General features: G+C 73.9%; 25 protein-coding genes. 10 read left to right on the forward strand and 15 right to left on the reverse strand.

Going from position 1 to position 26,121, the window contains the following annotated elements:
• Positions 1 to 15 precede the first annotated feature (15 nt).
• A complete protein-coding gene (argG, locus tag ACQP1S_RS21865) occupies positions 16 to 1,467 on the reverse strand; it encodes an argininosuccinate synthase (RefSeq protein ID WP_091237262.1) in 1,452 nt (483 codons plus the stop codon).
• A 56-nt stretch (positions 1,468 to 1,523) separates the two neighbouring features.
• Complete coding sequence (locus ACQP1S_RS21870; protein ID WP_432908195.1) at positions 1,524 to 2,411, reverse strand: TrmH family RNA methyltransferase; 888 nt, start codon at positions 2,409 to 2,411, stop codon at positions 1,524 to 1,526.
• A 126-nt stretch (positions 2,412 to 2,537) separates the two neighbouring features.
• On the opposite strand from ACQP1S_RS21870, the gene ACQP1S_RS21875 reads away from it, so the two are divergent.
• Positions 2,538 to 4,376, forward strand: a complete 1,839-nt coding sequence (locus ACQP1S_RS21875) for a thiamine pyrophosphate-requiring protein (RefSeq protein ID WP_432898577.1) — start codon at positions 2,538 to 2,540, stop codon at positions 4,374 to 4,376.
• Positions 4,377 to 4,591: 215 nt separating this feature from the next.
• Positions 4,592 to 5,215 carry a dTMP kinase gene (locus ACQP1S_RS21880; protein WP_432898580.1) on the forward strand — a complete coding sequence of 208 codons (624 nt, stop codon included), beginning with the start codon at positions 4,592 to 4,594 and terminating at the stop codon, positions 5,213 to 5,215.
• Between the two features lie 205 nt (positions 5,216 to 5,420).
• On the opposite strand, the gene ACQP1S_RS21885 is transcribed toward ACQP1S_RS21880, so the two are convergent.
• From ACQP1S_RS21885 to ACQP1S_RS21900, 4 genes are all read right to left on the reverse strand, one after another.
• The gene (locus ACQP1S_RS21885) at positions 5,421 to 7,583 is read right to left on the reverse strand and encodes a transglycosylase domain-containing protein (RefSeq protein WP_432898583.1); all 2,163 of its coding nucleotides are present in this window, start codon (positions 7,581 to 7,583) and stop codon (positions 5,421 to 5,423) included.
• Positions 7,584 to 7,860: 277 nt separating this feature from the next.
• A complete protein-coding gene (locus ACQP1S_RS21890) occupies positions 7,861 to 8,658 on the reverse strand; it encodes a hypothetical protein (RefSeq protein ID WP_432898586.1) in 798 nt (265 codons plus the stop codon).
• 228 nt (positions 8,659 to 8,886) lie between these two features.
• A complete protein-coding gene (locus tag ACQP1S_RS21895; RefSeq protein WP_091237268.1) occupies positions 8,887 to 9,993 on the reverse strand; it encodes an SPFH domain-containing protein in 1,107 nt (368 codons plus the stop codon).
• Between the two features lie 4 nt (positions 9,994 to 9,997).
• The gene (locus ACQP1S_RS21900; protein WP_363675166.1) at positions 9,998 to 10,471 is read right to left on the reverse strand and encodes an NfeD family protein; all 474 of its coding nucleotides are present in this window, start codon (positions 10,469 to 10,471) and stop codon (positions 9,998 to 10,000) included.
• 94 nt (positions 10,472 to 10,565) lie between these two features.
• On the opposite strand from ACQP1S_RS21900, the gene ACQP1S_RS21905 reads away from it, so the two are divergent.
• Positions 10,566 to 11,879, forward strand: coding sequence for a serine hydrolase domain-containing protein (locus ACQP1S_RS21905; RefSeq protein ID WP_432898589.1), 1,314 nt, complete (start codon positions 10,566 to 10,568; stop codon positions 11,877 to 11,879).
• A gap of 20 nt (positions 11,880 to 11,899) precedes the next feature.
• On the opposite strand, the gene ACQP1S_RS21910 is transcribed toward ACQP1S_RS21905, so the two are convergent.
• Positions 11,900 to 12,712 carry a DUF3097 domain-containing protein gene (locus ACQP1S_RS21910; protein ID WP_432898592.1) on the reverse strand — a complete coding sequence of 271 codons (813 nt, stop codon included), beginning with the start codon at positions 12,710 to 12,712 and terminating at the stop codon, positions 11,900 to 11,902.
• Between the two features lie 152 nt (positions 12,713 to 12,864).
• Here ACQP1S_RS21910 and ACQP1S_RS21915 point away from each other — a divergent pair, with 152 nt between their 5' ends.
• Positions 12,865 to 13,659, forward strand: coding sequence for a hypothetical protein (locus tag ACQP1S_RS21915; protein WP_432898595.1), 795 nt, complete (start codon positions 12,865 to 12,867; stop codon positions 13,657 to 13,659).
• A gap of 201 nt (positions 13,660 to 13,860) precedes the next feature.
• Here the strand turns inward: ACQP1S_RS21915 and ACQP1S_RS21920 are convergent, their stop codons facing one another.
• The 4 genes from ACQP1S_RS21920 to fabG form a co-directional block, all read right to left on the reverse strand.
• The gene (locus tag ACQP1S_RS21920; RefSeq protein ID WP_091237272.1) at positions 13,861 to 14,640 is read right to left on the reverse strand and encodes an HAD-IIA family hydrolase; all 780 of its coding nucleotides are present in this window, start codon (positions 14,638 to 14,640) and stop codon (positions 13,861 to 13,863) included.
• Between the two features lie 39 nt (positions 14,641 to 14,679).
• Positions 14,680 to 15,711, reverse strand: coding sequence for a ferrochelatase (locus ACQP1S_RS21925; RefSeq protein WP_432898599.1), 1,032 nt, complete (start codon positions 15,709 to 15,711; stop codon positions 14,680 to 14,682).
• Positions 15,712 to 15,806: 95 nt separating this feature from the next.
• A complete protein-coding gene (fabI, locus tag ACQP1S_RS21930) occupies positions 15,807 to 16,574 on the reverse strand; it encodes an enoyl-ACP reductase FabI (RefSeq protein ID WP_432898602.1) in 768 nt (255 codons plus the stop codon).
• A 23-nt stretch (positions 16,575 to 16,597) separates the two neighbouring features.
• Positions 16,598 to 17,302, reverse strand: coding sequence for a 3-oxoacyl-ACP reductase FabG (gene fabG, locus ACQP1S_RS21935; RefSeq protein WP_432898605.1), 705 nt, complete (start codon positions 17,300 to 17,302; stop codon positions 16,598 to 16,600).
• 515 nt (positions 17,303 to 17,817) lie between these two features.
• Here fabG and ACQP1S_RS21940 point away from each other — a divergent pair.
• Positions 17,818 to 17,970, forward strand: a complete 153-nt coding sequence (locus ACQP1S_RS21940; RefSeq protein ID WP_432898608.1) for a hypothetical protein — start codon at positions 17,818 to 17,820, stop codon at positions 17,968 to 17,970.
• 71 nt (positions 17,971 to 18,041) lie between these two features.
• Here ACQP1S_RS21940 and ACQP1S_RS21945 read toward each other — a convergent pair whose 3' ends face one another.
• From ACQP1S_RS21945 to ACQP1S_RS21955, 3 genes are read right to left on the reverse strand one after another with little or no spacing between them, the layout of a single operon-like run.
• Positions 18,042 to 18,992 carry a VWA domain-containing protein gene (locus ACQP1S_RS21945; RefSeq protein ID WP_363675179.1) on the reverse strand — a complete coding sequence of 317 codons (951 nt, stop codon included), beginning with the start codon at positions 18,990 to 18,992 and terminating at the stop codon, positions 18,042 to 18,044.
• On the reverse strand, positions 18,989 to 19,996 hold the full coding sequence (locus ACQP1S_RS21950; RefSeq protein ID WP_432908198.1) for a DUF58 domain-containing protein: 1,008 nt from the start codon (positions 19,994 to 19,996) through the stop codon (positions 18,989 to 18,991). The genes ACQP1S_RS21945 and ACQP1S_RS21950 overlap by 4 nt, the downstream gene beginning before the upstream one ends.
• Positions 19,975 to 21,084, reverse strand: coding sequence for an AAA family ATPase (locus ACQP1S_RS21955; RefSeq protein WP_091237279.1), 1,110 nt, complete (start codon positions 21,082 to 21,084; stop codon positions 19,975 to 19,977). The genes ACQP1S_RS21950 and ACQP1S_RS21955 overlap by 22 nt, the downstream gene beginning before the upstream one ends.
• Positions 21,085 to 21,324: 240 nt before the next feature.
• Between ACQP1S_RS21955 and ACQP1S_RS21960 the strand changes: the two genes are divergently transcribed.
• The 3 genes from ACQP1S_RS21960 (at position 21,325) to ACQP1S_RS21970 (ending at position 23,608) form a co-directional block, all read left to right on the forward strand.
• On the forward strand, positions 21,325 to 21,555 hold the full coding sequence (locus ACQP1S_RS21960; RefSeq protein ID WP_432898612.1) for a hypothetical protein: 231 nt from the start codon (positions 21,325 to 21,327) through the stop codon (positions 21,553 to 21,555).
• Positions 21,552 to 22,070: a PH domain-containing protein gene (locus ACQP1S_RS21965; protein ID WP_432898615.1), complete on the forward strand. Its 519-nt coding sequence runs from the start codon at positions 21,552 to 21,554 to the stop codon at positions 22,068 to 22,070. The genes ACQP1S_RS21960 and ACQP1S_RS21965 overlap by 4 nt, the downstream gene beginning before the upstream one ends.
• A 77-nt stretch (positions 22,071 to 22,147) precedes the next feature.
• Positions 22,148 to 23,608, forward strand: a complete 1,461-nt coding sequence (locus ACQP1S_RS21970; protein ID WP_432908201.1) for a PH domain-containing protein — start codon at positions 22,148 to 22,150, stop codon at positions 23,606 to 23,608.
• Between the two features lie 43 nt (positions 23,609 to 23,651).
• Here ACQP1S_RS21970 and ACQP1S_RS21975 read toward each other — a convergent pair whose 3' ends face one another.
• Positions 23,652 to 24,686 (reverse strand): phosphatase PAP2 family protein, encoded by a 1,035-nt coding sequence (locus tag ACQP1S_RS21975; protein ID WP_432898618.1) that lies wholly within the window; start codon positions 24,684 to 24,686, stop codon positions 23,652 to 23,654.
• 165 nt (positions 24,687 to 24,851) lie between these two features.
• On the opposite strand from ACQP1S_RS21975, the gene ACQP1S_RS21980 reads away from it, so the two are divergent.
• Entirely contained in the window at positions 24,852 to 25,256 is a 405-nt protein-coding gene (locus ACQP1S_RS21980) for a thioesterase family protein (protein WP_091237282.1), read from the forward strand.
• A complete protein-coding gene (locus ACQP1S_RS21985) occupies positions 25,253 to 26,083 on the forward strand; it encodes an MBL fold metallo-hydrolase (protein ID WP_432898622.1) in 831 nt (276 codons plus the stop codon). The genes ACQP1S_RS21980 and ACQP1S_RS21985 overlap by 4 nt, the downstream gene beginning before the upstream one ends.
• Positions 26,084 to 26,121: the final 38 nt, after the last annotated feature.

A 26,121-nucleotide genomic window follows, 5' to 3' on the forward strand; every position in this document is an offset into this window, starting at 1 on the left:
GCGCAGCGCCGGCTGTCAGTCGACGCCGAACTCCATCGCGGCGCGGTCGAGCGCCTCGTCGTCGGCCGAGGCGACGCCCCGGGAGGCGATGGCCTCCGCGCCGCCCTGCGGCATCGCCCCGATCAGCCCGGTCGAGGCGGCCTGCGCCGCGCCGATCGCCCGCGGGGGGGTCGCCCCGCCGACCAGGCCCAGGGTGGCGTACTGCTCCAGCTTGGCCCGCGAGTCGGCGATGTCCAGGTTGCGCATGGTGAGCTGGCCGATCCGGTCGGACGGGCCGAAGGCCGAGTCCTCGGTACGCTCCATCGACAGCTTGTCCGGGTGGTAGCTGAACGCCGGCCCGGTGGTGTCCAGGATCGAGTAGTCCTCGCCCCGGCGCAGCCGCAGCGTCACCTCGCCGCTGACCGCGGTGCCGACCCAGCGCTGCAACGACTCGCGCAACATCAACGCCTGCGGGTCCAGCCAGCGGCCCTCGTACATCAGCCGGCCGAGGCGGCGGCCCTCGGTGTGGTAGTTCGCCAGGGTGTCCTCGTTGTGGATGGCGTTGACCAGCCGCTCGTACGCGGCGTGCAGCAGCGCCATGCCGGGGGCCTCGTAGATGCCCCGGCTCTTGGCCTCGATGATCCGGTTCTCGATCTGGTCGGACATGCCCAGGCCGTGCCGGCCGCCGATGGCGTTGGCCTCCAGCACCAGATCGACCGGGCTGCCGAACTCCTTGCCGTTGATCGTCACCGGGCGGCCCTGGTCGAAACCGATCGTGACGTCCTCGGTGGGGATCTCCACGGACGGGTCCCAGAACCGGACCCCCATGATCGGGCTGACCGTCTCGATGCCGGTGTCGAGGTGCTCCAGGGTCTTCGCCTCGTGGGTGGCGCCCCAGATGTTGGCGTCGGTGGAGTACGCCTTCTCGGTGCTGTCCCGGTAGGGCAGGTCACGCTCCAGCAGCCACTCCGACATCTCCTTGCGCCCACCCAGCTCGGTGACGAAGTCGGTGTCGAGCCACGGCTTGTAGATCCGCAGCTGCGGGTTGGCCAGCAGGCCGTACCGGTAGAACCGCTCGATGTCGTTGCCCTTGAAGGTCGAGCCGTCGCCCCAGATCTGCACGTCGTCGGAGATCATCGCCCGGACCAGCAGGGTCCCGGTCACGGCCCGGCCGAGCGGCGTGGTGTTGAAGTACGCCCGGCCGCCGGAGCGGATGTGGAAGGCGCCGCAGGTCAACGCGGCGAGGCCCTCCTCGACCAGGGCGGCGCGGCAGTCGACCAGGCGGGCGACCTCGGCGCCGTAGCTGAGCGCACGTCCGGGCACCGAGTCGATGTCGGGCTCGTCGTACTGGCCGATGTCGGCGGTGTAGGCGCACGGGACGGCGCCCTTGTCGCGCATCCACGCGACCGCGACCGAGGTGTCGAGGCCGCCGGAGAAGGCGATGCCGACACGTTCGCCGATGGGCAGGGAGGTGAGAACCTTGGACACAGGAAAGATTATGCACCTGCCCGCATTCTCATGCAAATAGCCGGGTGTCGCGGTGACTATCCGGCGTCACCCGGCGGGTCGTCGCGCCCCAGCTCCCAGAACGCCACCGCCGCCGCGGCGGCCACGTTCAACGAGTCCACCCCGCGTCGCATCGGGATGACCACCCGCACGTCGCTGGCCGTCTGGGCCGCCGCGGTGAGACCGGGACCCTCCGCCCCCAGCAGCAACGCCGCCCGCGCCCGCTGCGCCGACGTCAACCGCTGCATCGGTACGGCGTCCGCCGCCGGCGTCATGGCGAGCACGGTGAACCCCGCCGCCCGCACCTGGTCCAACCCCACCGGCCAACGCTCCAGCTTCGCGTACGGCACCGCGAACACCTCCCCCATGCTGACCCGCACGCTGCGCCGGTAGAGCGGATCGGCGCAGGACGGCGAGAGCAGCACCGCGTCGATGCCCAGCGCCGCGGCCCCCCGGAAAACAGCGCCGAGGTTGGTGTGGTTGTTGATGTCCTCCAGGATCACCACCCGGCGGGCGGCGGCCAGCACCTCGGCGGCGGTGGGCAGGGGCTTGCGGTGGAACGACGCGAGCACACCCCGGTGGACGTGGAAGCCGGTCGCCTGCGCCAACACGTCGGGGGTGGCCGCGTAGACCGGCGCGTCCCCGGTGTCCAGGTCGGCGAGCTGGTCGACCCGCTTGGCGTCGACCAGGTACGACCGGGCCGGATAGCCGGCCCGCAACGCCCGGCGCAGCACCAGCTCCCCCTCGGCGATGAACAGCCCGTGCGGGGGCTCCCAACGGGTGCGCAGCGCGACGTCGGTCAGCGCGCGGTAGTCGGCGATCCGCGCGTCGTCGGGGTCGGTGATCTGGTGAACGGGCACCGCCCGATTCTGCCGGGTGCCCCGGCGCGCACCTGCGGGGCGGTACGGCGCACCCCGCCGGGGCAGAGCCGGGCGGGTGTCGGCCCAGCCGGGAGGACGGACCCGGCCGGGTTTTCCCCGGGCCGGCCGGGTTTCCCCGGGCATGGCGCGGGAAGGGGGCGGGAAACGGACGTGACCGGAGGGACTACCACGATGAGCGCAGCAGGCACCGCCGACGGCCGGTTGCCGAAGAACGCCACGGTCGCCGACCACATCGTGGCCCGCCTCGCCGAATGGGGCGTGCACCGCTACTTCGGCTACCCGGGTGACGGCATCAACGGCATGACCTCCGCTCTGCAACGGGCCGGCGACCGGGTGGAGTTCGTCCAGGTGCGCCACGAGGAGACCGCCGGTTTCGCCGCCTGCGCCCACGTCAAGTACGGCGGCGGCCCGCTCGGCTGCGCGTTGGCGACCAGTGGCCCCGGCGCGATCCACCTGCTCAACGGCCTCTACGACGCCAAGCTCGACCATCAGCCGGTGGTCGCCCTGGTCGGCAACACCGCGCTGACCGCCGAGGGTGGCGGCTACTACCAGGAGGTCGACCTGCTCGCCCTCTACAAGGACGTGGCCTCGGACTTCCTGGCCCAGCTCGACGACCCGTCCCAGGTGCGGCACCTGGTGGACCGGGCCTGCCGCACGGCGCTGTCCCGCCGGACGGTGACCGCGCTGGTGCTCCCCCTGGACGTGCAGGACGAGCCGGCGGTGCCGGACCCGCCGCACGCGCACGGCTACTACCACACCAGCTCGGTCCCGAGCAGCATGCCGACGGTGCCGCCGGAGGCGGAGCTGCGCCGCGCCGCCGAGGTGCTGCGCGGCGGCGAGAAGGTGGCGATGCTCGTCGGGCAGGGTGCGCTGGGCGCCGAGGAGGAGGTACGCCTGATCGCCGACCGGCTGGGCGCCGGGGTGGCCACCGCCCTGCTCGGCTTCACCGCCGTGGACCACCGCGAGCCGTGGGTGACCGGGGCGATCGGCCTGCTCGGCACCCGCCCCAGCTGGCAGCTGATGCAGAACTGCGACCGGCTGCTGATCGTCGGCAGCAACATGCCGTACTCGGACTTCTATCCGCCGCAGGGGCAGGCCCGTGCGGTGCAGATCGACCTGGACGGCACCCGGATGGGGCTGCGCTACCCGACGGAGGTCAACCTGACCGGCGACGCCGGCCCGACCCTGCGGGCGCTGTTACGGGAGCTGGGCGAGGGCCCCGCCCCGACGGCCTGGCGGGCGACCGTCGCCGACGCCACCTCGGGCTGGCGACGCGCCCAGGCGGACCTGGCCGGGCAGCCCGCCGATCCGCTGAACCCCCAGCTGCTGTTCCACACCCTCAACGACGCGCTGCCCGACGACGCCATGATCGCGGTGGACTGCGGCACCGCCACCGCCTGGTACGCCCGCCACCTCCAGGTCCGCCCCGGCATGCTGGCCAGCCTCTCCGGCACCCTGCTGTCGATGGGCGGCGCCATGCCGTACGCCCTGGCGGCGAAGTTCGCCCACCCCGACCGGCCGATGGTGGTGCTGATCGGTGACGGGGCGATGCAGATGAACGGGGTCAACGAGTTGATCACCGTGGCGAAGAACTGGCGGCACTGGGCCGACCCGCGTTTCGTGGTGCTGGTGCTCAACAACCGGGATCTGGCGTTCGTCAGTTGGGAACAGCGCTCCACCGAGGGCACCCCGCGCTACCCGGCCAGCCAGGACGTCCCGGACGTGGCTTACCACCGGTGGGCCGAGGTGCTGGGCCTCGACGGCGAGTTGGTCGACTCCCCCGACCAGGTCGCCGGCCTGTGGCGGCGGGCGCTGGCCGCCGACCGCCCCGTGGTGGTGAACGCCATGGTCGACCCCGCAGAGCTGATGCTGCCCCCGCACTTCACCCTCGACCAGGCCCGCAACACGGCCGCAGCCCTGCTCCGCGGCGACACCGACCGCGCCGCCATCATCCGCCGAGCCCTCCCCGCCACCCTCACCACCTACCGCCCCCGCCGCAAAAACCCCTAACCCCACCCACCCCACCCGACTCCGCCCTGCCCCACTCCCACCCCGCCCCGCCTCCGCCTCCGCCTCCGCTTCGCCCGGTGATCAAGAGGTTTGCGTCATGGCAGGCACCCTTCGGCGACGTAAACCTCTTGATCACCGAGGGCAGGCGAGCGGCCGAGCCGAGCCTGGGCGTCCGGGGCGGGGCGGGGGCGGCGGGGGCGGGAGGGGTGGAGGGGGTGGTTAGGGTGCTGGGGATGGGGCGCGGGGTGATCGTGGCGGTGGTCGGCGTGGACGGGGCGGGGAAGTCGACCCAGGCCAAAGGGCTGGCGGGGCGGCTGAGCCTGGCGGGAGCGCCGGCGACGTACCTGGAGAACGCCGGTGGACGGCCGTTCTGGAACCGGCTGGCACGGGCGGTGGGCCGCCGCGACGGCGTGCATCTGTTCGGACGGCGTGGCTACCCGGTGCTGGAGGCGGCGGTGCGGTGGGTGGCGCTGGCCCGTGCCGTGGCGGTCACCCGGCTGACCGGAGGGGTCGGGGTGATGGACCGCTGGACCTGGTGCCAGTACGTGATCATGCGGGCCCGGGGTGACCGGGGCGTACGGCTGGTCCGCGCCGCGTACGCCCTCTTTCCCCGGCCGGACCTGATCTGCTTCCTGGCGGTCAGCCCGGAGCTGGCCCAGCGGCGGGTGCTGGACCGGGGCATCGACACCGAGGAGTTGGCCCACCTGACCGCGCTGGACGCCGGCTACCGGGCCCTTCCCGAGTTCGGGGGCTTCACCATGATCGACGGCAGTGCCGACCCGACGACGGTGGCCGCCGACCTGGACCGGGCGGTCGCCACGGTGACCGGCACGCGGTAGCGGTACCGCCCCTACCACCGTGACCGGCAGGCGATAGCCGGTACCGCCCTGCCCCGCCGGCCGCCCTGCCCCGCCGGCCGCCCTGCCCCGCCGGCCGCCCTGCCCCGCCGGCCGCCCTGCCCCGCCGGCCGCCCTGCCCCGCCAGCCGGCCGGCCGGCCGGCTGGCTGGCTGGCTGGCTGGCTGGCTGGCTGGCTGGCTACCAGCTCAGCCTCGGCGGTTCTGCAACCAGCGCAGCAGGTCCGAGGGGAGGCCCTGGTCCGGTTCCGGCGCGCGGGGGGACGGCCGGGGCGTCGGGCGCTGCGGGGTGCCGGCGAGTTCCCGGCTGGGGGCGGTGAAGTCGCGGACCGGCTGGCCGTCGACGGCGGTACGGATGGTCCGGGCGACCGCGGTGATCACCTCGCCCTGTACCGCCGCGCCGACCGCGTCGCTCGGGTCGTCGGGGTTGGCGGCGATGCCGGCGACCGCTACCTGCGGGGTGAAGCCGACGAAGGTCTCGGTGGCGTTCTGCTCCGAGCTGCCGGTCTTGCCGGCCACCGGGCGACCGATGATCCGGTCCACCCCACCTGCGGTGCTGCCGTTGCACTGCCCGTACGCCGACTGTTGGCCGACCGGGCAGCGGGCCGCGTCGGTGGCGGCCCGCGCCACGTCCTCGGACAGCACCCGCCGGCAGGACGGCGTGCCGACGGGCACCGTCGTGCCGTCGGGGGCGGTCACCGACACCACCGGCGTCGGCGCGCAGTACGTCCCCTCGGCGGCCACTGTCGCGTAGGCGTTGGCCAGGTCGAGCGGGGTGGTGGCGGACACCCCGAGGGTGAACGCGCCCCAGTTGTCGGCGCTGTGCGTGGCGAGGTCGGCGTCGGCCGTGGCCCGGAAGGTGATCCCGAGGCGCTGGGCCATCTCCACCACCTTGGCCGGGCCGACCTGCTCCTCCAGCCAGACGAAGTAGGTGTTCACCGAGCGGCCGAAGCCGTCCCACATCATCCGGTAGCCGTCCATCCGCGCCGGGTTGGCGTTGGCCGGGCACCATCTGCCGTCGCAGGCGGCCGCGCCCTCGGCGGGGAACCGGGTGGTCAGCCGGCTCGGCGAGTCGAAGCCGGTGGACAGGGTACGGCCGTTCTCCAGCGCGGCCAGCATGGTGAACAGCTTGAACGTCGAGCCGGCCTGGTAGCCGGCGATGCTGCCGCCGCCGGAGACCAGCGGGTTGACGGTCTGGCCGTCGCCCACGCCGTACTCCCGGTTGACGGCCAGGGCGAGCACCCGACCGGTGCCGGGCTCGACGGCGGCGATCGGCAGCGCCCGCTCGTCGTCGGCGGGGTAGACCTTGCGGGCCTCGGCGACGGCGGTGGCCTGCACGTCCGGGTCGAGCGAGGTGACCACGGTGTAGCCGCCCCGACGCAGCGACTGCTCCCGCTCCTGGGCGGTCGCCCCGAAGGCGGGCTGCTCCAGCCACCAGCGGCGCAGGTAGTCGCAGAAGAAGCCGGCGTCGGCGGTGGCCGTGGCGGTGCAGCCGTTGGGCTGGGCGGTGGGGCGCAGGGTCAGCTTCTCGGCGCGGGCCTCGTCGGCCTGGGCCGCCGTGATCGCGCCGGTGGTGACCATCGAGTCGAGCACGTACCCGCGCCGTTCCAGGGCCGCACCCTGGTCACCGTCGATCGGGCTGTACGCGTCGGGCGACTGCACCAACCCGGCGAGCAGCGCCGACTCGGCCAGGGTCAGGTCGGCCGGCGCCTTGCCGAAGTAGCGCTGACTGGCGGCGGCGACCCCGTACGCCCCGGAGCCGAAGTAGGCGATGTTGAGGTAGCGGTTGAGGATCTCGTCCTTGCTGAGGGCTTTCTCCAGCTCGGTGGCGTACCGGATCTCCTGGAGCTTGCGCCCGACGGTCTGCTCGGTGGCCGCCTCCCGCTGCGCGGCGGTGGCCGTGGGGTCGGTCTTGAGCACGTTGCGCACGTACTGCATGGTGAGCGTGGAGCCGCCCTGGGCGGTGCCGCCGCCGGTGACGTTGGCGACCAGGGCGCGGGCCATGCCGCGCAGGTCGGCCCCGCCGTGGGAGTAGAAGCGCCGGTCCTCGGCGGCGACGATCGCCTGCCGCAGCGTCGGGGCGATCTCGGCCAGCGGCACGTCGGTGCGGTTGACGTCGTAGAACGTGGTGAGCAGCGTCCTACCGTCGTTGGCGTAGAGGTAGGAGCGCTGCGGGGTGACCGGGGTGCGCAGCGCCGCCGGCAGGTCGTCGAACGTCCCGAGAACCGCCTTGGTGACGACTCCGGCGAGCAGGTTGCCCGGTAGCGCGGCGACCGCGAGGACCAGACCGGCCAGCAGGCCGGCGAGCAGCACGGTGAGCAGCCGCGTCAGCGGCGTCCGGGGTGAGGACATGGGCGTAAGCATTGCCACCGCACGGACCAGCGGCCCACTCCGCCACCGGATTGTCAGGTAACTCACCGTAATCTGCCAGCGACTTCCCCACCCCACCCCCCTGCCGTCCCCGCAACCCCTCCCCATCCCGTCCGTCCTCCCCGTCCTGTCTGTCCCGGCGGCTCGGTGATCAAGAGCTTTGGGCGCTCTCCGGCCGAAATCCTGACGCAAACCTCTTGATCACCGACCCGAGCCGACCCGAGCCGGGGCGGGGGGTGGGGTGGGGCGGGGGGTGGGGTTAGGCGGCGGGGAGGGGGCCTTGGGGGCCGGGGGTGGTGGGGGTGGTGACGCTGGCGGTGGCGGCGTCGCGGGCGATCGCGGCCGGGACGAGGCGGCCGGAGCGGTAGCCGATGCCGATGCCGGCGATCAGCACGAAGATCGCGCCGAAGGCCGGCAGCGAGCCGACCAACGCGCCGCCGAGGCCGAGCAGCGGGGCGGCGATCATCAGCATCGCCCCGTCACCGATCGCGAACGCCCCGGAGCGGGCCACCGCCCAGCCGGTGAGCAGCCACCCCACGCTGTAGAAGGTGGCCCCGACCAGCACCAGCGTCCGGGCGGTGGTGCCGAAGACCGGGGTCTGCTCGGTCAGGCCGGCGAAGGGCAGCATCAGCACCGTGCCACCGATGCTCACCAGCAGGCCGGCCACCGCACCCCGCCGGCTGCGGGTGGCCGCGAGCAGGCCGGTGAGCGCGAGCAGGGCGAGCAGGCCCAGCCAGATCGCGGCCACCCAGCCGAGCAGGTAGAGAGGTCGGCCGTCGGCCGGGTACGGGTCGTTGCCGAGCCCGCCGTCGCTGGCCATCGCCACCGCCCCGTAGAGCACCGCGTAGGCGGGCAGCAGCCAGACCGAGGCGCGGGCGAACCGGCGCAGCGACCAGGCCCAACTGGCGTCGGTGGCCGGCGCGGCCGGGCCGGGGTCGCCGACGAAGGGCAGCACCCCGAAGCCGCCGCCGGTCCGCCGGGTGCCCAGCGGGCCGACCGGGTCGTGTGCGCCGGCAACCGGGGTACGCGAGAACAACCGCTGCGCGGGGTCCTTCATGCCTCACCTCGTCCGCTCGGACGGGCGGCGCGCAAGGCGACACCCGTCTGCTCCGACGGGCGGGCCGGCCGGACGCGCCACCCGTCTGCTCCGACGGGCGGCACGGAACGCGATCCGGCGCCCCGGTTCCTGACCACCACCCGTCCCTCAGGACCGATCGTGGCAGGCGCCGGGGCGCCGGATGAGCGTTTCTCGCATTTGCCGCCGCTCAGGTGGGCGGCGTCGGGGTCAGGCCCGTTCGCGCTGGTCGACCGGGTCGCTGACCAGGCTGGCCGGGGAGACCGGCTCGGGTGCCGGCAGCCCCTGCGGCACCTTGCCGCCGGTGGCCTGCGCCTCGGCGACGCGTACCTCGTCGTGGATCTGCTGGGCGGCGATGGCCGCCGCCTGCGCCGCCTCGGCGGCCTCCCGCTCGACCTCGCCGGCGCTGTGCTTCGCCTCCGGGGCCGGCTCGTCGCCGACCATCCGGCTGAGCCCACCCAGCGCGCCACCCATGCCCTCCAGGGCCTTGGTCAGCTCGGTCGGGATGATCCAGACCTTGTTGGCCGTGCCGTTGGCGATCTGCGGCAGCGCCTGGAGGTACTGGTAGGCCAGCACCTTCTGGCTCGGGTTCGCGGTGTGGATCGCGTCGAAGACGGTCCGGATCGCCTTGGCCTGACCCTCGGCCTGGAGGATCCGGGCCTGCCGGTCACCGTCGGCGCGCAGCACCGCGGACTGCTTGTCGCCCTCGGCGGTGAGGATCTGCGACTGCTTGTGGCCCTCGGCGGTGAGGATCGCCGCCCGGCGGTCCCGCTCGGCGCGCATCTGCTTCTCCATCGAGTCGCGGATGCTCGCCGGCGGCTCGATCGCCTTGATCTCCACCCGGGTCACCTTGATGCCCCACCGGCCGGTGGTCTCGTCGAGCACGCCGGAGAGGTGCCGGTTGATCTCCTCGCGGCTGGTCAGCGCCCGCTCCAGGTCCAGCGAACCGATCACGTTACGCAGCGTCGTGACGGTCAACTGCTCGATCGCCTGGATGAAGTTGGCGATCTCGTAGGTGGCCCGGACCGCGTCGACCACCTTGTAGTAGAGGACGGTGTCGATCGACACCACCAGGTTGTCCGAGGTGATCACCGGCTGCGGCGGGAAGCTGACCACCTGCTCGCGCATGTCGACCTTGGTGCGCACCGCGTCGACGAACGGGACCAGCAGGTTCAGGCCCGGGTTCAGGGTGCGCTTGTACTTGCCGAGCCGCTCCACCACGTCCTGACGCTGCTGGGGCACGATGCGTACCGCCTTCGCCAGCGTCACCACAATGATCAACGCCACGGCCACCAACAGGACCGCTATGAATTCCATACCGTCACCTTTTCGCTTCCGGCAGCTCGCCGGGGGAGGAAATATCGTCCTGCCACACCAGGGCGGTGGCGCCCCGGACCTTTATCACCTGCACCCGCGCACCGGGCTCGAAGGTCTGCGTCGCGTCGTACGGACGCGCCGTCCACAACTCGCCGTCGATCTTCACCATGCCCTGCTCGGCATCGACCTGCTCGATCACCAGCGCGGTGGCGCCCTCCAGCGCCTCCACCCCGAACGACTGCTCACCGGTCTCCACCGACGGCCGCAGGTGCCGGCGGATGGTCGGCCGGGCGAGCGCCACCGTCAGCGCCGACACCACGGCGAAAACCACCGCCTGCACCGCGACGGGCGCACCCAACGCGGCAGCCCCGGCGGCGGCGAACGCGCCGGCCGCGAACATGATCAGGAACAGCGTCGTCGTGAAGATCTCGGCGACGGCCAACAGCACACCCAGCACGATCCACACCACGGCGTCCACCACCCGATCGTGACACGTCCACGCGAATCCACCCACTTCTGGTGATCAGTAAGCTCGATCCAGGCCCGTACCGACCGCCGCCAAGGAGCCGATCGTGACCCTGCTCGCCGAGACCGTCCGCCGGATCGACACCCTCGTGGCACAGGCCCAGGCCACCGGGCGTACGCCGTCGTTGGCGCTGGGCGTCGTGCGGGACGGGGCCCTGGTCCACCTGGCTGCCGCCGGCGACCACCCGCGCCCGGACGCCGACCTCCAGTACCGGGTGGGCTCGATCACCAAGACGATGACCGCGACGCTGCTGCTGGGGGAACGCGACGCCGGCCGGCTCACCCTCGACGACCCGCTGGACCGGCACCTGCCGGGCACCGCCGTCGGCGGGCTCACCCTGCGCCAACTCCTCGGCCACGCCAGCGGCCTGCACCGCGAGCCCGACGGCCCGTGGTGGGAACGGACCGAGGGCACCGACCTGGCCACCCTGGTCGCCGGCCTGAGCACGGACAAGGTCGGCTACCCCGCCTGGCGCGGCTACCACTACTCCAACCTGGCGTACGGGCTGCTCGGCGGGGTGCTGGAGCGGGTCACCGGGACGCCCTGGGCGCAACTGCTGACCACCCGGATCCTCGACCCGCTGGGCCTGCGGCGCACCACCTACCACCCCACCGCGCCGTACGCGCCGGGCTACGTGGTGCACCCGTGGCACGACACGCTGCGGGAGGAGCCGCGCACCGACACCGGGGCGATGGCCCCCGCCGGGCAACTCTGGTCGACGGTGACCGACCTCGCCCGGTGGGCGGCGTTCCTCGCCGACCCCGACCCCGAGGTGCTGGCCGCCGACACCCTGACCGAGATGTGCACCCCGGTGATGCTCAACGACCTGGACTCCTGGCGCGGCGGCCACGGCCTGGGGCTGGAGCTGTACCGCGAGGGCGACCGGGTGTACGTGGGCCACGGCGGCTCGATGCCCGGCTACGTCGCCGCGCTGACCGTGCACCGGCCCAGCCGGACCGCCGTGGTCGGCTACGCCAACTCGTACGGGTTCCGCACCGGTCACCTCGGCGGGCTGTCCCGGCAACTGCTCACCCTGGTCCTGGACGCCGAACCGACGCCGGTCGCGCCCTGGCGTCCGGCCGCCGCCCCGCCCCCGGCGGAACTGGCCGAGCTGACCGGCCGCTGGTGGTGGATGGGCATCGAGTACGAGGTCCGGGCCGACCCGGCCGGCGACCTGTGGGCCGGCCGACCCGGCGACCCGACGCTGCGGTTCACCCGGACCGGCCCGGACCGCTGGCGGGGCCGGTCCGGCGAGCAGGACAGCGAGGTCCTCGCCGTGCTCCGCGACCCGGCCGGGCGGGCGGTGGGCCTGGACATCGGCACCTTCGTCTTCACCCGCACCCCCGACCAGGAGCCCTGACCCGGCCGACCGGGTCGGTCTCAGCCGGGTTCGGTGACGAAGTCGATCAGGCGTTCCATCGCGTTGATCAGCGGCGTCTCGACGTCGGCGAAACTGTCCACCCGGGACAGGATGCGCCGCCACATGTCGGCCGGCTCGGCCACCCCGAGGGCCGCGCAGACGCCCTCCTTCCACGGCCGGCCGGGCGGCACCACCGGCCAGGCCCGGATGCCCAGCGCGGCCGGCCTGACCGCCTGCCACACGTCGACGTACGGGTGCCCGGTGACCAGCACGTACGGGGAGTTCACCCGGGCCACGATCCGGCTCTCCTTGGAGCCGGGGACCAGGTGGTCGACGAGCACCCCCAACCGGCGGCCGGGGCCGGGGGCGAAGTCGCGTACCTCGGCGTCGAGGGCGTCGATGCCGTCCAACGGCTCCACCACCACACCCTCGACCCGCAGGTCGTCGCCCCAGATCCGCTCCACCAGGGCGGCATCGTGCACGCCCTCGACCCAGATCCGGCTGGCCTTGGCCACCTGCGCCCGGACGTCGTCCACGGCGATCGATCCGGAGGCGGTGCGACGGCGGGCGGCGGGCACCACGGGGCGTACCGGCCGGCGCAGGGTCACCGGGACCCCGTCGAGCAGGAACGCGGCGGGCAGCAGGGGGAAGACGCGTCGCCGGCCGTGCCGGTCCTCCAGCACCACCGCCCCGGACTCGAACCCGACCACCGCGCCGCAGAACCCGGAGTCGGCGTCCTCCACCACGAGATCCACCTCGGCGTCGACCTCGGGGGTGACCTTCCGTCGCCGCCAGTCGCCCGCCAGCACGTCCTCGCCGTATCGCCCCGCCATGTCGATCACGCTAACGCCACCCGCGCCCCGGCACCTCCCGACGCGCCCATCCGCCCGGCCCGCCGCGCCGCCACCTGCGTCGGTGGGCGGGCCGAGGGGCCCACGATCCGGCAGTCGAGACAGGGACGGCGGGGAGCACGTACCCTTTCGGCATGTCCTCCCCCGCAACGGGCGCGGCCACCCTGGCCCCGCGCCGGTCGAGCCGTTTCGTGGCCTGGGTACGCGCCTGGCGAGCCGGCCTGGTGCCCTTCGACGAGGTCGCCGAGTCGGTCGCCGGCGACGAGGAGCACCTGGTCGCCGACGCGCCGGGCACCTGGCGGGACGTGCCGCTGCGCGACGCCCTGCCCGCGCTGGCCAAGCTCTCCCCCGACGAGATCCGGCTGGTGCTGCCGGCGCCGGGTGACCCGCGGGGGCTGCCCGGTCCGGGCGACTTCGCCGGGGCCGCACTGCTGGCCGGGGAGGCCGTGGTGGCCGGTGGGCTCGGGTTGATCCCCGAGGTGCGGACGCACACCTCCGGCTCGGGGATGACCTGGGAGACGGTGCTGTGGCGGGTCTACCCGCTGCCGGCGGACGCGCCGAAGGCGTCCCTGACCGCACCGGGAGCGGCCGAGGCGGAGGTCGAGCTGGCCACCGCGCTGGCCGAGTCCACCGCCGCGCTGACCCGCCTCGACGTGGCCCAGTGGCGGCCCGAGCTGGCCGGGGCGCTCGCCGCGCTGCGGCGCCCGGACGGCGCCACCGACCTGCCGCCCGGGTTCGACCCGCGCGCCCGGCGGCTCTTCGCCCGCGCCGCCGTGCTCGACCGGGTGCTCGCGCTGGCCGGGGAGAGCGCGCCCGGCGGGGCGGTCAACAACCATGAGGCCCAGCAGCGCGACGCCGCGTTGCGCCCGCTCACCACCGCCTGCCGGCAGGCGCTGGTCGCCGCCTGCAACGCCCCGCTGCGCCCCTGACCGCACCCGCACCGCACCCGCACCGCCCCTAACGCCGCCGCACCGTCCCGAACGCCGCCGCACCCGCCGCGCCGCCGCCCGCACCCGGACCGGAGCACGCCCGACCGGCGCGGCACCGCCGTCGCCGGCGGGCCGTCCGGCGGCCGGCCGTGCGGCCCGCACCGGATCGTGCCGGGTCGTGCCGTCGCGGAACGGTACGGCTCAGATCTCGTCGATCAGGTCGAGCACCGAGTCGACGATGCGCGACGGCCGGTACGGGTAGCGCTCGGTCTCGGCCCGGGTGCTGATCCCGGTGAGCACCAGGATCGTCTCCAGCCCCGCCTCCAGGCCGCACAGGATGTCGGTGTCCATCCGGTCACCGATCATCGCGGTGCTCTCCGAGTGCGCGTTGATGGTGTTCAGCGCCGAGCGCATCATCATCGGGTTGGGCTTACCGACGAAGTACGGCTCCACCCCGGTCGCCTTGGAGATCATCGCGGCGACCGAACCGGCCGCGGGCAGCGCGCCCTCCACCGACGGGCCGGTGACGTCCGGGTTGGTGCAGATGAACCGGGCCCCGTCGTTGATCAGCCGGACCGCCTTGGTGATCGCCTCGAAGCTGTAGGTGCGGGTCTCCCCCAGCACCACGTAGTCCGGGGCGAAATCGGTCAGCACGTAACCGACCGCGTGCAGCGCGGTGGTCAGCCCCGCCTCCCCGATCACGTACGCGGTGCCGCCCGGCCGCTGATCGGCGAGGAACTGGGCGGTGGCCAGCGCCGCCGTCCAGATCGCGTGTTCCGGCACCTCGAAACCCATCCGGGTGAGCCGGGCCTGGAGGTCGCGCGGGGTGTAGATCGAGTTGTTGGTGAGCACCAGGAAGGGTTTGCCGGACGACCGGAGCCGGTTGATGAACTCCGGCGCGCCGGGGACCGGTTGACCCTCGTGCACGAGTACGCCGTCCATGTCGGTGAGCCAGCTCTGCACCGGTTTGCGGTCAAGCATCTGTCGTCCCAAGGGGGTGTCGGGGAGGAGGGGTCGTCATCAGGGGCGGCGGGCGGCCGGCACGCAGCACGGGGTGGGGCAGGTGTCCCACATCGGCAGTTCGCCGAGGCGACGGCGCAGCCGCTGCCCGTCGGGCGTGGCGCGTTCGGCCACCAGCTCGCGCACCATGGTCACGAACCTCGGGTCGGTGCCGGGGGTGCCGGCCCGGACGAAGTCCAGGCCGAGCTGCTTGGCCGTCTCCAACGCCTCGGTGTCGAGATCCCAGACCACCTCCAGGTGATCCGAGACGAACCCGATCGGACTGACCACCACACCGGTCACCCCCTGCCCGGCGAGGGCGGTCAGGTGGTCGTTGACGTCCGGCTCCAACCACGGCACCTGGGGCGGGCCGGAGCGGCTCTGCCAGACCAGGTCGTAGGGCAGGTCGGGCGCGGCGGCGGCGTGCACCAGGCGGGCGGTCTCCGCCAACTGCGCGGTGTACCGGCCGCCGTGCGGGCCGGCGGTGGCCGCCGCCGAGGTGGGGATGGAGTGCGCGGTGAAGACCAGCCGGGTGGTGTCCCGCCGGGCCGGGTCGAGCTGGGCCAGCGCCGAGCGCACCGCGTCGGCGTGCGGCTCGACGAAGCCGGGATGGTCCCAGAACTGCCGCAGCTTCTCGATCACCGGGGCGTCCGGGCCGACGGCGGCACGCGCGGCGGCGATGTCCTCCTGGTACTGCCGGCAGGACGAGTAGCCGCCGTACGCGCTGGTGACGAACGCCAGCGCCCGGGTGATCCCGTCGTCGCGCATCCGGGCCACGGTGTCGGCGAGCATCGGGTCCCAGTTCCGGTTGCCCCAGTAGACCGGCAGGTCGACGTCGTGCCCGGCGAAGTCCGCCCGGACCGCGGCGAGCAGCTCGCGGCACTGCTGGTTGATCGGGGAGACCCCGCCGAAGTGCAGGTAGTGCTCGGCGACCTCGGCCAGCCGCGCGGGCGGCACCCCCCGCCCCCGGGTCACGTTCTCCAGGAAGGGCAGCACGTCCTCGGGCCGCTCCGGGCCACCGAAGGAGACCAGCACCAATGCGTCGTACGACATGGGGTCATTCTCCCCCGTGCGCGGCGACGGGCCGACGACGCCCCCTGGTCCGGGGTGTGCCGAAGGGGCCCCGGTCCGGGGCCCCTTCGTGCGGGTCAGGAGCCGAGGGCGTGGTAGCCACCGTCGACGTGGACGATCTCGCCGGTGGTGGCCGGGAACCAGTCCGACATCAGCGCCAGGCAGGCGCGGGCGGCCGGCTCCTGGTTGGTGAGGCTCCAGCCGAGTGGGGCACGCTCGGTCCAGGCCTGCTCGAACTGCTCGAAGCCGGGGATCGACTTCGCCGCCATGGTGCGCAGCGGCCCGGCGGCGACCAGGTTGCTGCGGATGCCCTGCTTGCCGAGGTGCAGCGCGAGGTAGCGGGAGGCGGACTCCAGCCCGGCCTTGGCCACGCCCATCCAGTCGTAGACCGGCCAGGCCTTGGTGGCGTCGAAGGTGAGCCCGACCACCGCACCGCCCGGCGACATCAGCGGCAGCGCCGCCATGGCCAGCGACTTGTAGGAGTACGTGGAGACGTGCAGGGCGGTCGCCACGTCCTCCCAGGAGGCGTCGAGGAAGCCGCCGCCGAGGCAGCTCTGCGGGGCGAAGCCGATCGAGTGGACCACCCCGTCGAGGCCGTCGACGTGCTCGCGTACCCGGTCGGCCAGGCCGGCGAGATGCTCCGGGCTGGTCACGTCCAGCTCGATGATCGGTGCCGGCTGGGGCAGCCGGCGGGCGATCCGCTCGACCAGCGAGAGCCGGCCGTAGCCGGTGAGCACGACCTGGGCGCCGTTCTCCTGGGCGATCTTCGCCACCGAGAAGGCGATCGAGGCGTCGGTGATGACGCCGGTGACCAGCAGCCGCTTACCGGCGAGCAGTCCTGACATGTGTTGGCTTCCTCCGTACGTTCTCAGTGACCCATGCCGAGGCCGCCGTCGACCGGGATGACGGCGCCGGAAATGTAGCCGGCGGCGTCCGAGGCGAGCCAGGTGACCACCCCGGCGACCTCGTCCGGTGCGGCGAACCGGCCGGCCGGGATGATTTTGCGGTACTCGGTGCGGCGCTCCTCGGGCAGCTTGGCCGTCATCTCGGTGTCGATGAAGCCCGGGGCGACCACGTTCGCGGTGATGTTGCGGCTGCCCAGCTCCCGGGTGATCGAGCGGGCCACCCCCACCAGGCCGGCCTTGCTGGCGGCGTAGTTGACCTGGCCGACACCGCCGTAGAGCCCGATCACGGAGGAGATGAAGATCATCCGGCCCCACTTGGCCCGGAGCATCTTGGACGAGGCCCGCTTGGCGCACCGGAAGGTGCCGGTCAGGTTGGTGTCGAGCACCCCGGTGAACTGCTCCTCGGACATCCGCATCAGTAGCGTGTCGTCGGTGATGCCGGCGTTGGCGACCAGCACCTCGACCGGACCCAGCTCGGCCTCGATCGCGGCGAAGGCGGCGTCGACGGAGGCCGAGTCGGTGACGTCGCACCGGACCCCGAACAGACCCTCCGGCGCGTCACCGCTGCGGTGGGTGACCGCCACCCGGTCGCCCTGCCCGGCGAAGGCCTGCGCGATGGCCAGTCCGATTCCCCGGTTGCCGCCGGTCACCAGCACGGTGCGGGCCACGGGTCCCCCTTCGTTTCCACTGATCATTCCGGTCGGAGCCTAGGCGTTACCGGCAGGTAACCGCTAACGGCCCGCCACCGGTGTCCGCCCGCGGAGAGGGCGACGCCGCAGCCGCGCGGGACGGCGTCCGTGGCGGGTGGCGGGCAGCTCGCCGGCGTCATCGGCACCGACGCGCCGGGCCGGAGCCCGCCCGGGCACACCGGAGGATCGGCGGGACCGTCCGGCCGAGTACGCGTTCCCGCAGTCACCGTTGTACGATCATCGTCGTCCGCGAGCCGAATGCGACTCGCGTTTCCGGGCCCCGCCGACCGCAGGAGGTGATCGCTGTGCGAGATAGCGATCCTCCCAGTCGTGGCCGGGCCCTCCGTCAGCCCCGCTGAGCCACGACTCAGTCGGTTGAGCTGACCCAGCTCCCGCTCCCCGCACCGCCCCCACCCGGCCACAGGCCGGGGAGGTCGACGGGTGCCGTCCCCCTCGGGACGCCCCGCGGTGGAGCCGCCCGGTCACGACTTCGTGTGTGCGCCCCGATCAAACCCCTGCGGCCCGCCCCGCGGACCGTCCAGTCGCCACCGGAGCCGTTCATGAGCCGCTACGTCGCCCCGCTGAGCTTCACCCTCGCCGCCGTCTGGGTGGCCGTCGTGTTCGTGCTGGCCGGCGGCGGTCACTGACCACCACCGGCCCGCCCGGCCGGACGCACCACCCGGTGCGCCCGACCCGCCTCACCACTATCCGGTCCGCCTCACAGCATCCGGGACGTCCACAGCAGGCTCAGCCCGCCCGCACAGAGCGCCAGCAACAGCGCCACCCCCGCGTACCACTGGGTGATCTCGCGCGGCTCGGTGCGGAACCCGATCGACGAGCCCATGTCCTGATAGACCTGCTTCAACTCGGCCACCGAGGCCGCCTCGTAGAAGTAACCCTCGGTGGTCTCGGCGAGCTGGGCCAGCGCCAGCCGGTCCACCGGCACCCGCTGCAACTGACCACCGATGTCCACCTGCCCGGAGTCGGTGCCGAACGCGATCGTGGAGACCGGCACGTTCGCCGCCTGCGCCGCCGCCGCGGCCTCCTCCACCGACCGGCCCGAGGTGCGGAACCCGTCGGAGAGCAGCACGATCCGGGCCGGTGGGATTCCGGCCGCGCCGTCCGCCGGCACCGACCGGATCGCCTCCAGACAGGTGAAGACCGCCTCCCCGGTGGCGGTCGCCTCGGCCAGCGTCAGCCCGTCGATCGCCGCAGTCACCGCCGCCCGGTCCTTGGTGGGGGCCACCAGCACGTTCGCCGCCTTGGCGAAGGAGACCAGCCCCAGGTTGTAGCTGGCCGGCAACTCGCCGACGAACTGCTTCGCCGCCTCCTGGGCGGCCTCCAACCGGTTCGGTGACACGTCGTCGGCCTGCATGGACAACGACACGTCGATGGCGAGCATCACCGTGGCCCGCTCCAACGGCTCCCGGGTGTCGATCGCCGGCCGGGCCATCCCGGTGGCGAGCGCCACCATCGCCAGCAGCAGCACGGTCGCCGCCGCGTGTCGCCGCCAACCCAACCCCTTCGGCGCGAGGGTACGCAGCAGGTCCACGTTGGTGAACCGCATCGCGTACGCCCGGCGGTGGCGCTGCCGCCAGACGTAGGCCGCGGCCAGGGCCACCACCGGCAGCAGCGCCAGCAGCCACCACGGTTGCATGAAACGGATCATCGCGTCGTCCCCCGGGTGCGGGCGTGCCGCTGGGCGGCCACGAATCGCACCATGTCCAGCAGCCAGTCTCGGTCGGTACGCAACAGCAGGTGCCCGGCACCGGCGGCGCGCAACTCGGCGGCGATCGCACCGCGCTGGGCGGCGGCCGCCTCGGCGTAGCGCCGGCGCAGTCGCGGGTCGGCGGTCTGCACCTCGTGCAACTCCCCGGTCTCCGGGTCCACCACCGGCAGCACCCCCACGTCGGGCAGCTCCAGCTCGCGCGGGTCGACCACCTCGATGGCCAGCACGTCGTGCCGGACCCGCAGCTTACGCAGCGGCCGCCCCCACTGCGCGGGCGGTGCGAGGAAGTCCGAGATCACCACGGCCAGCCCACGGCGGCGCGGCGGCCGGTTGAGCAGGTCCACCAGCGCCCCCAGGTCGCCGCGCCCGGGTCGCAGCGGGGTGTGCGCCACCGCGCGCAACAGCGCCTGCGCCTCCCGCCGGCCGGAGCGGGCCGGCACCCGGGTCAGCGCCCCCGGCCCGGCGGGCGGCGCCGGGGCGGGTCGCCACCGGCGGGCGGGCGCGGGCGGGGGCTGCGCCCCGGTGCCGATCACCGCGCCGATCCGGTTGCCGCCGCGCACGGTCAGGTGGGTCAGCGCGGCGGTCGCGGCGACCACCACGTCCCGCTTGAGCCACCGGCCGGTGCCGAAGTCCAGGCTCGCCGACAGATCCACCGCCAGCCAGGTCTCCAGCTCCCGGTCCGCCACCGTACGCCGCACGTGCGGGGTGGTGGTGCGGGCGGTGACCGGCCAGTCCATCCGGCGTACGTCGTCGCCGGGGCGGTACTCGCGGGACTCCCCCGCCTCGCTGCCCGGCCCCGGCAGCAGACCCGCGTAGTCGCCCTGGAGCAGGCCGTCGAGCTTGCGGGTCACCAGCAGTTGCAGCCGGGACAGCACCGCCTCGTTGCGCTCCCCACCGGCGTCGGCGGGGCGTGCCGGAGTGGTCACGGCCGCTGACCGGGCCAGCCGCCGGCCGGCGGGCCGCTGACCGGCGGCGGCGCGGACGCCTGCTGACGGGGGGCCACCGCGGGCAGCGGGATGGTCGACATCACCCGGTGCACCACGTGGTCGGCGGGCACGTCGTCGGCGAGCGCGTCATAGCTGAGCACCAGCCGGTGGCGCAGGATGTCCGGTGCGATGTCCTGGACGTCCTGCGGCAACGCGTAGTCCCGGCCGCGCAGCAACGCCAGCGCCCGGGTGGCCCGGATCAGGCCGAGCGAGGCGCGCGGGCTGGCCCCGTACTGGATCAGCCGGGCCACGTCGGGCATGCCGTGCTCGGCGGGGCTGCGGGTGGCCAGCACCAGCCGGACGGCGTAGTCGACCAGCGCGTTGTGCACGAAGACCTGGTCGGCCTTGCGTTGCAGGGCGAGCAGGTCGTCGGCGGTGAAGACCTGCGCCGGCACGGGCGCGGCGACCCCCATCCGGTAGACGATCTCCCGCTCCTCCGCGTCGGTGGGGTACCCGACGACGATCTTCATCAGGAAGCGGTCCCGCTGCGCCTCCGGCAACGGGTAGACACCCTCCTGCTCGATCGGGTTCTGGGTGGCCATCACCAGGAACGGGTCGGGCACCCGGTGGGTCTGGCCGCCGATGGAGACCTGCCGCTCGCTCATCACCTCCAGCAGCGCCGACTGCACCTTGGCCGGGGCCCGGTTGATCTCGTCGGCGAGCAGGAAGTTCACGAAGACCGGGCCCAGCTCGACGTCGAACTTCTCACTCGACTGCCGGTAGATCCGGGTGCCCATGATGTCGGCCGGGACCAGGTCCGGGGTGAACTGCACCCGGGCGAACTCCCCGCCCACCACCCGGGCCAGGGTCTCCACCGCGAGGGTCTTGGCCACCCCCGGTACGCCCTCCAGCAGGCAGTGCCCCCGGGCCAGGAGCGCCACGAACATCCGCTCCACCATCCGGTCCTGCCCGACGATCACCCGTTTGATCTCGAACAGCGCCCGCTCCAGCAGGGTGGCGTCCTGGGCGGGGGTGGTCACCGCCGCAGGTGTCTCGGGGGCCGTCCCATTCGGAGTCGGAGCGTCGGGCGTGGTCGGCTGGGCCACCGGTCCTCCACAGCATGATCGGTCGTCGTGGCGTGGTGCGGTAACAAGACTCGCATGCCCGGCTGAGAGCCGAGGTGGGGAGAACCCGATTTCCGCCGCGCCGTCCCGATCACCGAATCGCTGAACGAGGGTGGACACGAAGGGGTCTGCCGCGTGTACCATTCACCCCGTCGCCGGGCGGCTCCCCCCGTGGCCGCCCGGCGCGCTAACCTCCGGTCCCGGCGTGCCTACACTCCCCTGGTGACCGATCCCACCCCCGCCGACGAGACCCCCGTCTGTTCGTCCCGAGGGTGTCGCGCCCCCGCCAGGTGGGCGTTGCGCTGGAACAATCCCCGGCTGCACACCCCCGACCGGCGCAAGACCTGGCTCGCCTGCCCGGCCCACCGGAGCAGCCTCGGCGACTTTCTCGACGCCCGCGGGTTCCTCCGGGAGGTCGCCGCGCTCCCCGGATCGCATACGCTCGAAGCGTGAACGCTGCCGAGCCACCCCAGTCCCCGGTGAGCGCCCTGGAACCCTGGCCCGACACGGTCCGCTGGCAGCCGATCTCGACCGACCTGATCTGGGTCGAGTTGCTCCGCCTGGCGCTGGGCCTGGCGGTGCTGCTGGTCGGGCTGGCGGTGGGCTGGGCGTGGCACGGGCACTGGCTGTTCGGCGTGGGCTGCGCCGTGGTGCTGCTCGGCGGCGGCTGGCGGGCGGTGACGATCGTCCGGGCCGTCCACGCCTGGGGGTACGCCGAACGCGCCGACGACCTGCTGGTCCGGCACGGGCTGCTGGTGCGCCGGTTGTCCATCGTGCCGTACTCGCGGATGCAGTTCGTCGACGTCAGCGCCGGCCCGCTGGAACGCGCCTTCGACCTGGCCACCGTGCAGCTGCACACCGCCGCGGCGGCCACCGACGCCCGGGTGCCCGGCCTGCGGCCGGCCGAGGCGTCCCGGCTACGCGACCGGCTCACCGCCCTCGGCGAGGACCGGGCGGAGGGCCTGTGACCGACGGCCACCCCGGCCCCGGCGCGGCCCACCCGACGCCCCCGGACGTCCCGGCGGCTCCGGATTCCCCGACCTCGATGCAGATCCGGCCGGCCTGGGGGACCCCCGCGGTGCCGGAGGCCCCGACTGCCCCGACTGTCCCGGCGGCCCCGGGGCATCCGCCGGTCCCGGCGGAGCCGACCGACCAGGGTGGGGCGGCGGGCGGCGCCGAGCCACGGCAGCGGCTGCACCCGTTGAGCCCGGTGTTGCACGGGGCGAAGTCCCTGTTCGTGGTGATCGCCGGCCTCTCCTGGTCGACGCTGTCCCGGGTCGGCTTCGGCTGGTTCGCCGTGCTGGTGGCGGTGCTCGCCCTGGGCGCGACCGTGCTGGCGGTGGTCAGCTGGTACAACACCGGCTACCACATCGTCGGGCGGGAACTGCGGGTGTACGAGGGCCTGCTGTGGCGACGGACCCGGGCGATCCCGCTGGAGCGGTTGCAGTCCGTGGAGGTGGTCCGCCCGTTGTTGGCGCAGCTCACCGGCCTGGCCGAACTGCGCCTGGAGGTGGTCGGCGGCGGCAAGACCGAGGCGCCGCTGGCGTACCTCTCGGTCGCCGACGCGGCCCGGCTGCGGCAGCGACTGCTCGCCGTGGCCGCCGGCACGCCCGACCGGGAGACCGCCGACGCGGTCCCGCCACCGGCCGGCGACCCGGCGGTGGACGCCGCCGCGCCGGTCGCGCGGGAGCCGGCGGGCCGGCCACTGCACGCGGTGAGCAACACCGACCTGCTGGTCAGCCAACTGCTCACCCCGCAGGCGTTCCTGCTCCCGGTCGGGGTGGCCTTCGTGGTGTTCCAGTTCCTCTCCGAGGGCTCCTGGTCGTTCATCGCGGTGGCCAGCACCCTCACCGCGATGGCCGGTGTGCTGCTGCAACCGGTCCGCCGGGTCCTCGACGACTGGAACTTCCGGCTGGCCCGCGAGGCCGACCGGCTGCGCATCCACAACGGGCTGCTGGAGACCCGGATGCAGACCGTCCCGCTGGAACGGGTACAGACCGTCGTGGTGACCTGGCCGCTGCTCTGGCGGATGAAGGGTTGGCTGCGGCTGCGGCTGGAGGTCGCCGGCTATTCCGGCGGCGAGGCGGACGACCGCAACCGGCCCGACCGGCTGCTGCCCGTCGGCGACCGGGAGACCGGTGCACGGATCGTCGCCGAGGTGCTGCCCGGGGTACGCCTCGGCGCGCTGCCGCTGACCGCGCCACCGGCCCGGGTCCGCTGGCTGCGACCGCTCAGCGCCCGCCGGCTCGCCGCCGGGCTCGACGAACGGGTCTTCGCCGCCCGGTCCGGCCTGCTCACCCGGGAGCTGGCGCTGGTCCCGTACGCCCGGGTCCAGAGCGTGCGGGTGGTGCAGGGCCCGGCCCAGCGTCGGTTACGGCTGGCCACGGTGCACGTCGACACCGCCGGTGGGGCCGGTGCCACCGCGTACCACCGCGACCTGGCGGAGGCGTGGGCGCTCGCCGCAGAGCTGACCGCGCGGGTGCACGCCGCCCGCCGCACCCGCTGACCCGCACACCGGTCCGGTCCAGGCCGACGCCCGACGCGCCCGGTCAGCGCCCGACGGGCTCCGACGGGACGACCGCGGCCGGGGCGACCGGAGCTGCACCGCCCGCTTCGTCGCCGGCACCGGCACGCCGGGAGCGCCGGGCCCGCCAGGCCCGCTCGGCCAGCCCGACGACCAGGAACGTCATCCCCACGTACGCCCAGCCGACCAGCACGTCGATGACGTAGTGCTCACCGCTGTAGACCAGGGTGAAGGTCATCGCCAGCGGGTACGCCAGCAGCAGCGGCCACCACCGCCGGCGGGTCGACCGCAGGAAGAACAGCACCACGAACAGCGCCCAGGCGGTGTGCAGCGAGGGCATCGCGGCGACCGGGTTGGAGGCGATCTGCCCGGCGTTGAGCAGGTTGCCCGCGCCGTGCATGCCGAACTCCCTCCACCCCCGGGTGGAGATCCGGGCGACCTCGGTGAGCAGACCGTTCTGTGCCGCCCACCACGGCGGCGCAGCCGGATAGACGAAGTAGGTGACCAGGCCGGCCGCGCAGAGGAAGCCCCAGCGCCGCATGAACGCCTCCCAGCGCGCGCGGCTGCGCATCCAGAGCACGGCCGCCGCGGCCAGCGTCACCACGAAGTGGGAGAAGTAGACCCAGCTGACCAGCACGTCCCACCAGTGCACCTCGGGGCGGTAGAGGTGCTGCTGGAGCCAGACCGTCGGCACCTCGCCCCCGGTCGCCCAGCCGAACATCACCCGGTCGGCGACGATCAGCTCGTAGGCGTGCGGGGTACGACCGTTGTCGGCGAAGCCCCGGGAGAGGTTGTAGAAGGCGAGCAGCAGCACCACCGGAATCCAGTCCCGGGCGAAGCTCAGGTGGCTGCGCCAGGGCCGGCCCCAGTTCCAGGCGACGGTGCCGGCCCAGATCCAGAGGAAGGCGTACGCCGGATCGGTCGGCAGGCCGATGGCCAGCCAGGTCACGACGAAGGCGACGCCCCAGACGGACATCGCGATCACGCGGCGTCGGCCACCGACGGGCGGGTCGACGGACTCGGACGGGACGGGGGGCGGGGGCTCAGTCAGAACGGCCATCGCGGTCAAGGTTAACGGTGGGCGACGCATCGACCACCGCCGACCACCTGTCGGGTGGCCGCCGGGAGCCTGACCACACCGCCAGGGGCGAACCACCCGATTCCGGCGCCGCGGCCGGTCGGTCTCCCGACCGACGCCGGTGGCCCGCCCACTAGGCTGATCCCCATGCTGGAACAGCCGGACGCACCGTTCCCGCCGGGGCTGACCGCCCAGGTGGAGCTGACCGTCGCCGACGCCGACACCGCGCGGGCCGTCGGCTCCGGTGACGTGCCGGTGCTGGCCACCCCCCGGGTGCTCGCCCTCGCCGAGGCCGCCACGGTGGCCGCGACGACGCCCCGGATGCCCGCCGGCCGGACCACGGTCGGGGTCCGGGTCGAGCTGGCCCACCTGGTCGCCACCCCGGTGGGGCGTACCGTGGTGGCGCACGCCCGGCTGGTCGAGGCCGACGGCCGGCGGCTGCTGTTCGAGGTGACGGTGACCGACGGCGACACGACGGTGGCGTCGGGCCGGGTGGAGCGGGCGCTGGTCGACCGGCAGCGCTTCGTCGAGCGGGCGGCGCGGGTGTCATGACGTACCGGTTCGTGGAGATCGCCGACCGGGTCCACGTGCTGCGGGAGCCGCTGCTCGACGTCAACGTCACGCTGGTGGTCGGCGAGGACGCGGCGCTGCTGGTGGACACCCTGTCCACCGCCGGGCAGGCCGCCGAACTGGCCACCGCGGCGCGGGCGGTCACCCCGCACCCGTGGACGCTGGTCAACACCCACCACCACTTCGACCACTGCTTCGGCAACGCGACGCTCGCCGCCGACCCACCCCGCCCGGTGTACGCGCACGAGGTGGCCGCCGCCGCGATGCGGGACCACCCGGACCGGCTGCGCCGGGCGGCGTACGAGGAGATGCGGGCGGAGCATCCCGGGCTCGCCGCCGAGTTGGCCGGGACGACCCTGCTGGCCCCGACGCACACCGTGCACACCGAGACGGTGCTGGACGTCGGCGGCCGGCGGGTGGTGCTGCGGCACCCTGGACACGGGCACACCGACGCGGATCTGGTGGTGCACGTGCCGGATGCCGACGTGCTGGTCGCCGGGGATCTGGTGGAGCAGTCCGGGCCGCCGGCCTTCGAGGAGTCGTACCCGTTGCAGTGGCCGGACGCGGTGGCCGAGCTGCTGCGGATGACCACCCCCGCGACGGTGGTGGTGCCGGGCCACGGCGCGCCGGTGGACGTGGCGTTCGTCCGGGCCCAGCACGCCCGACTGGCGGAGCTGGCCTGGCTGATCCGGGCCGCCCACACCGGCGGCGCACCGCCGGAGCGGGTGGCCGCCGACTCCCCGTTCGGCGCCCGACCCGGCCTCGCCGCCGCCCGCCGGGGCTACCTCGAACTCGACGGCACCCCCTGACGCCCACCCGCTGACCCGGTCGGGCGCTGCGGCGCCCA

The organism is Micromonospora matsumotoense, assembly GCF_050951065.1.
Taxonomy (GTDB): Bacteria; Actinomycetota; Actinomycetes; order Mycobacteriales; family Micromonosporaceae; genus Micromonospora; species Micromonospora matsumotoensis.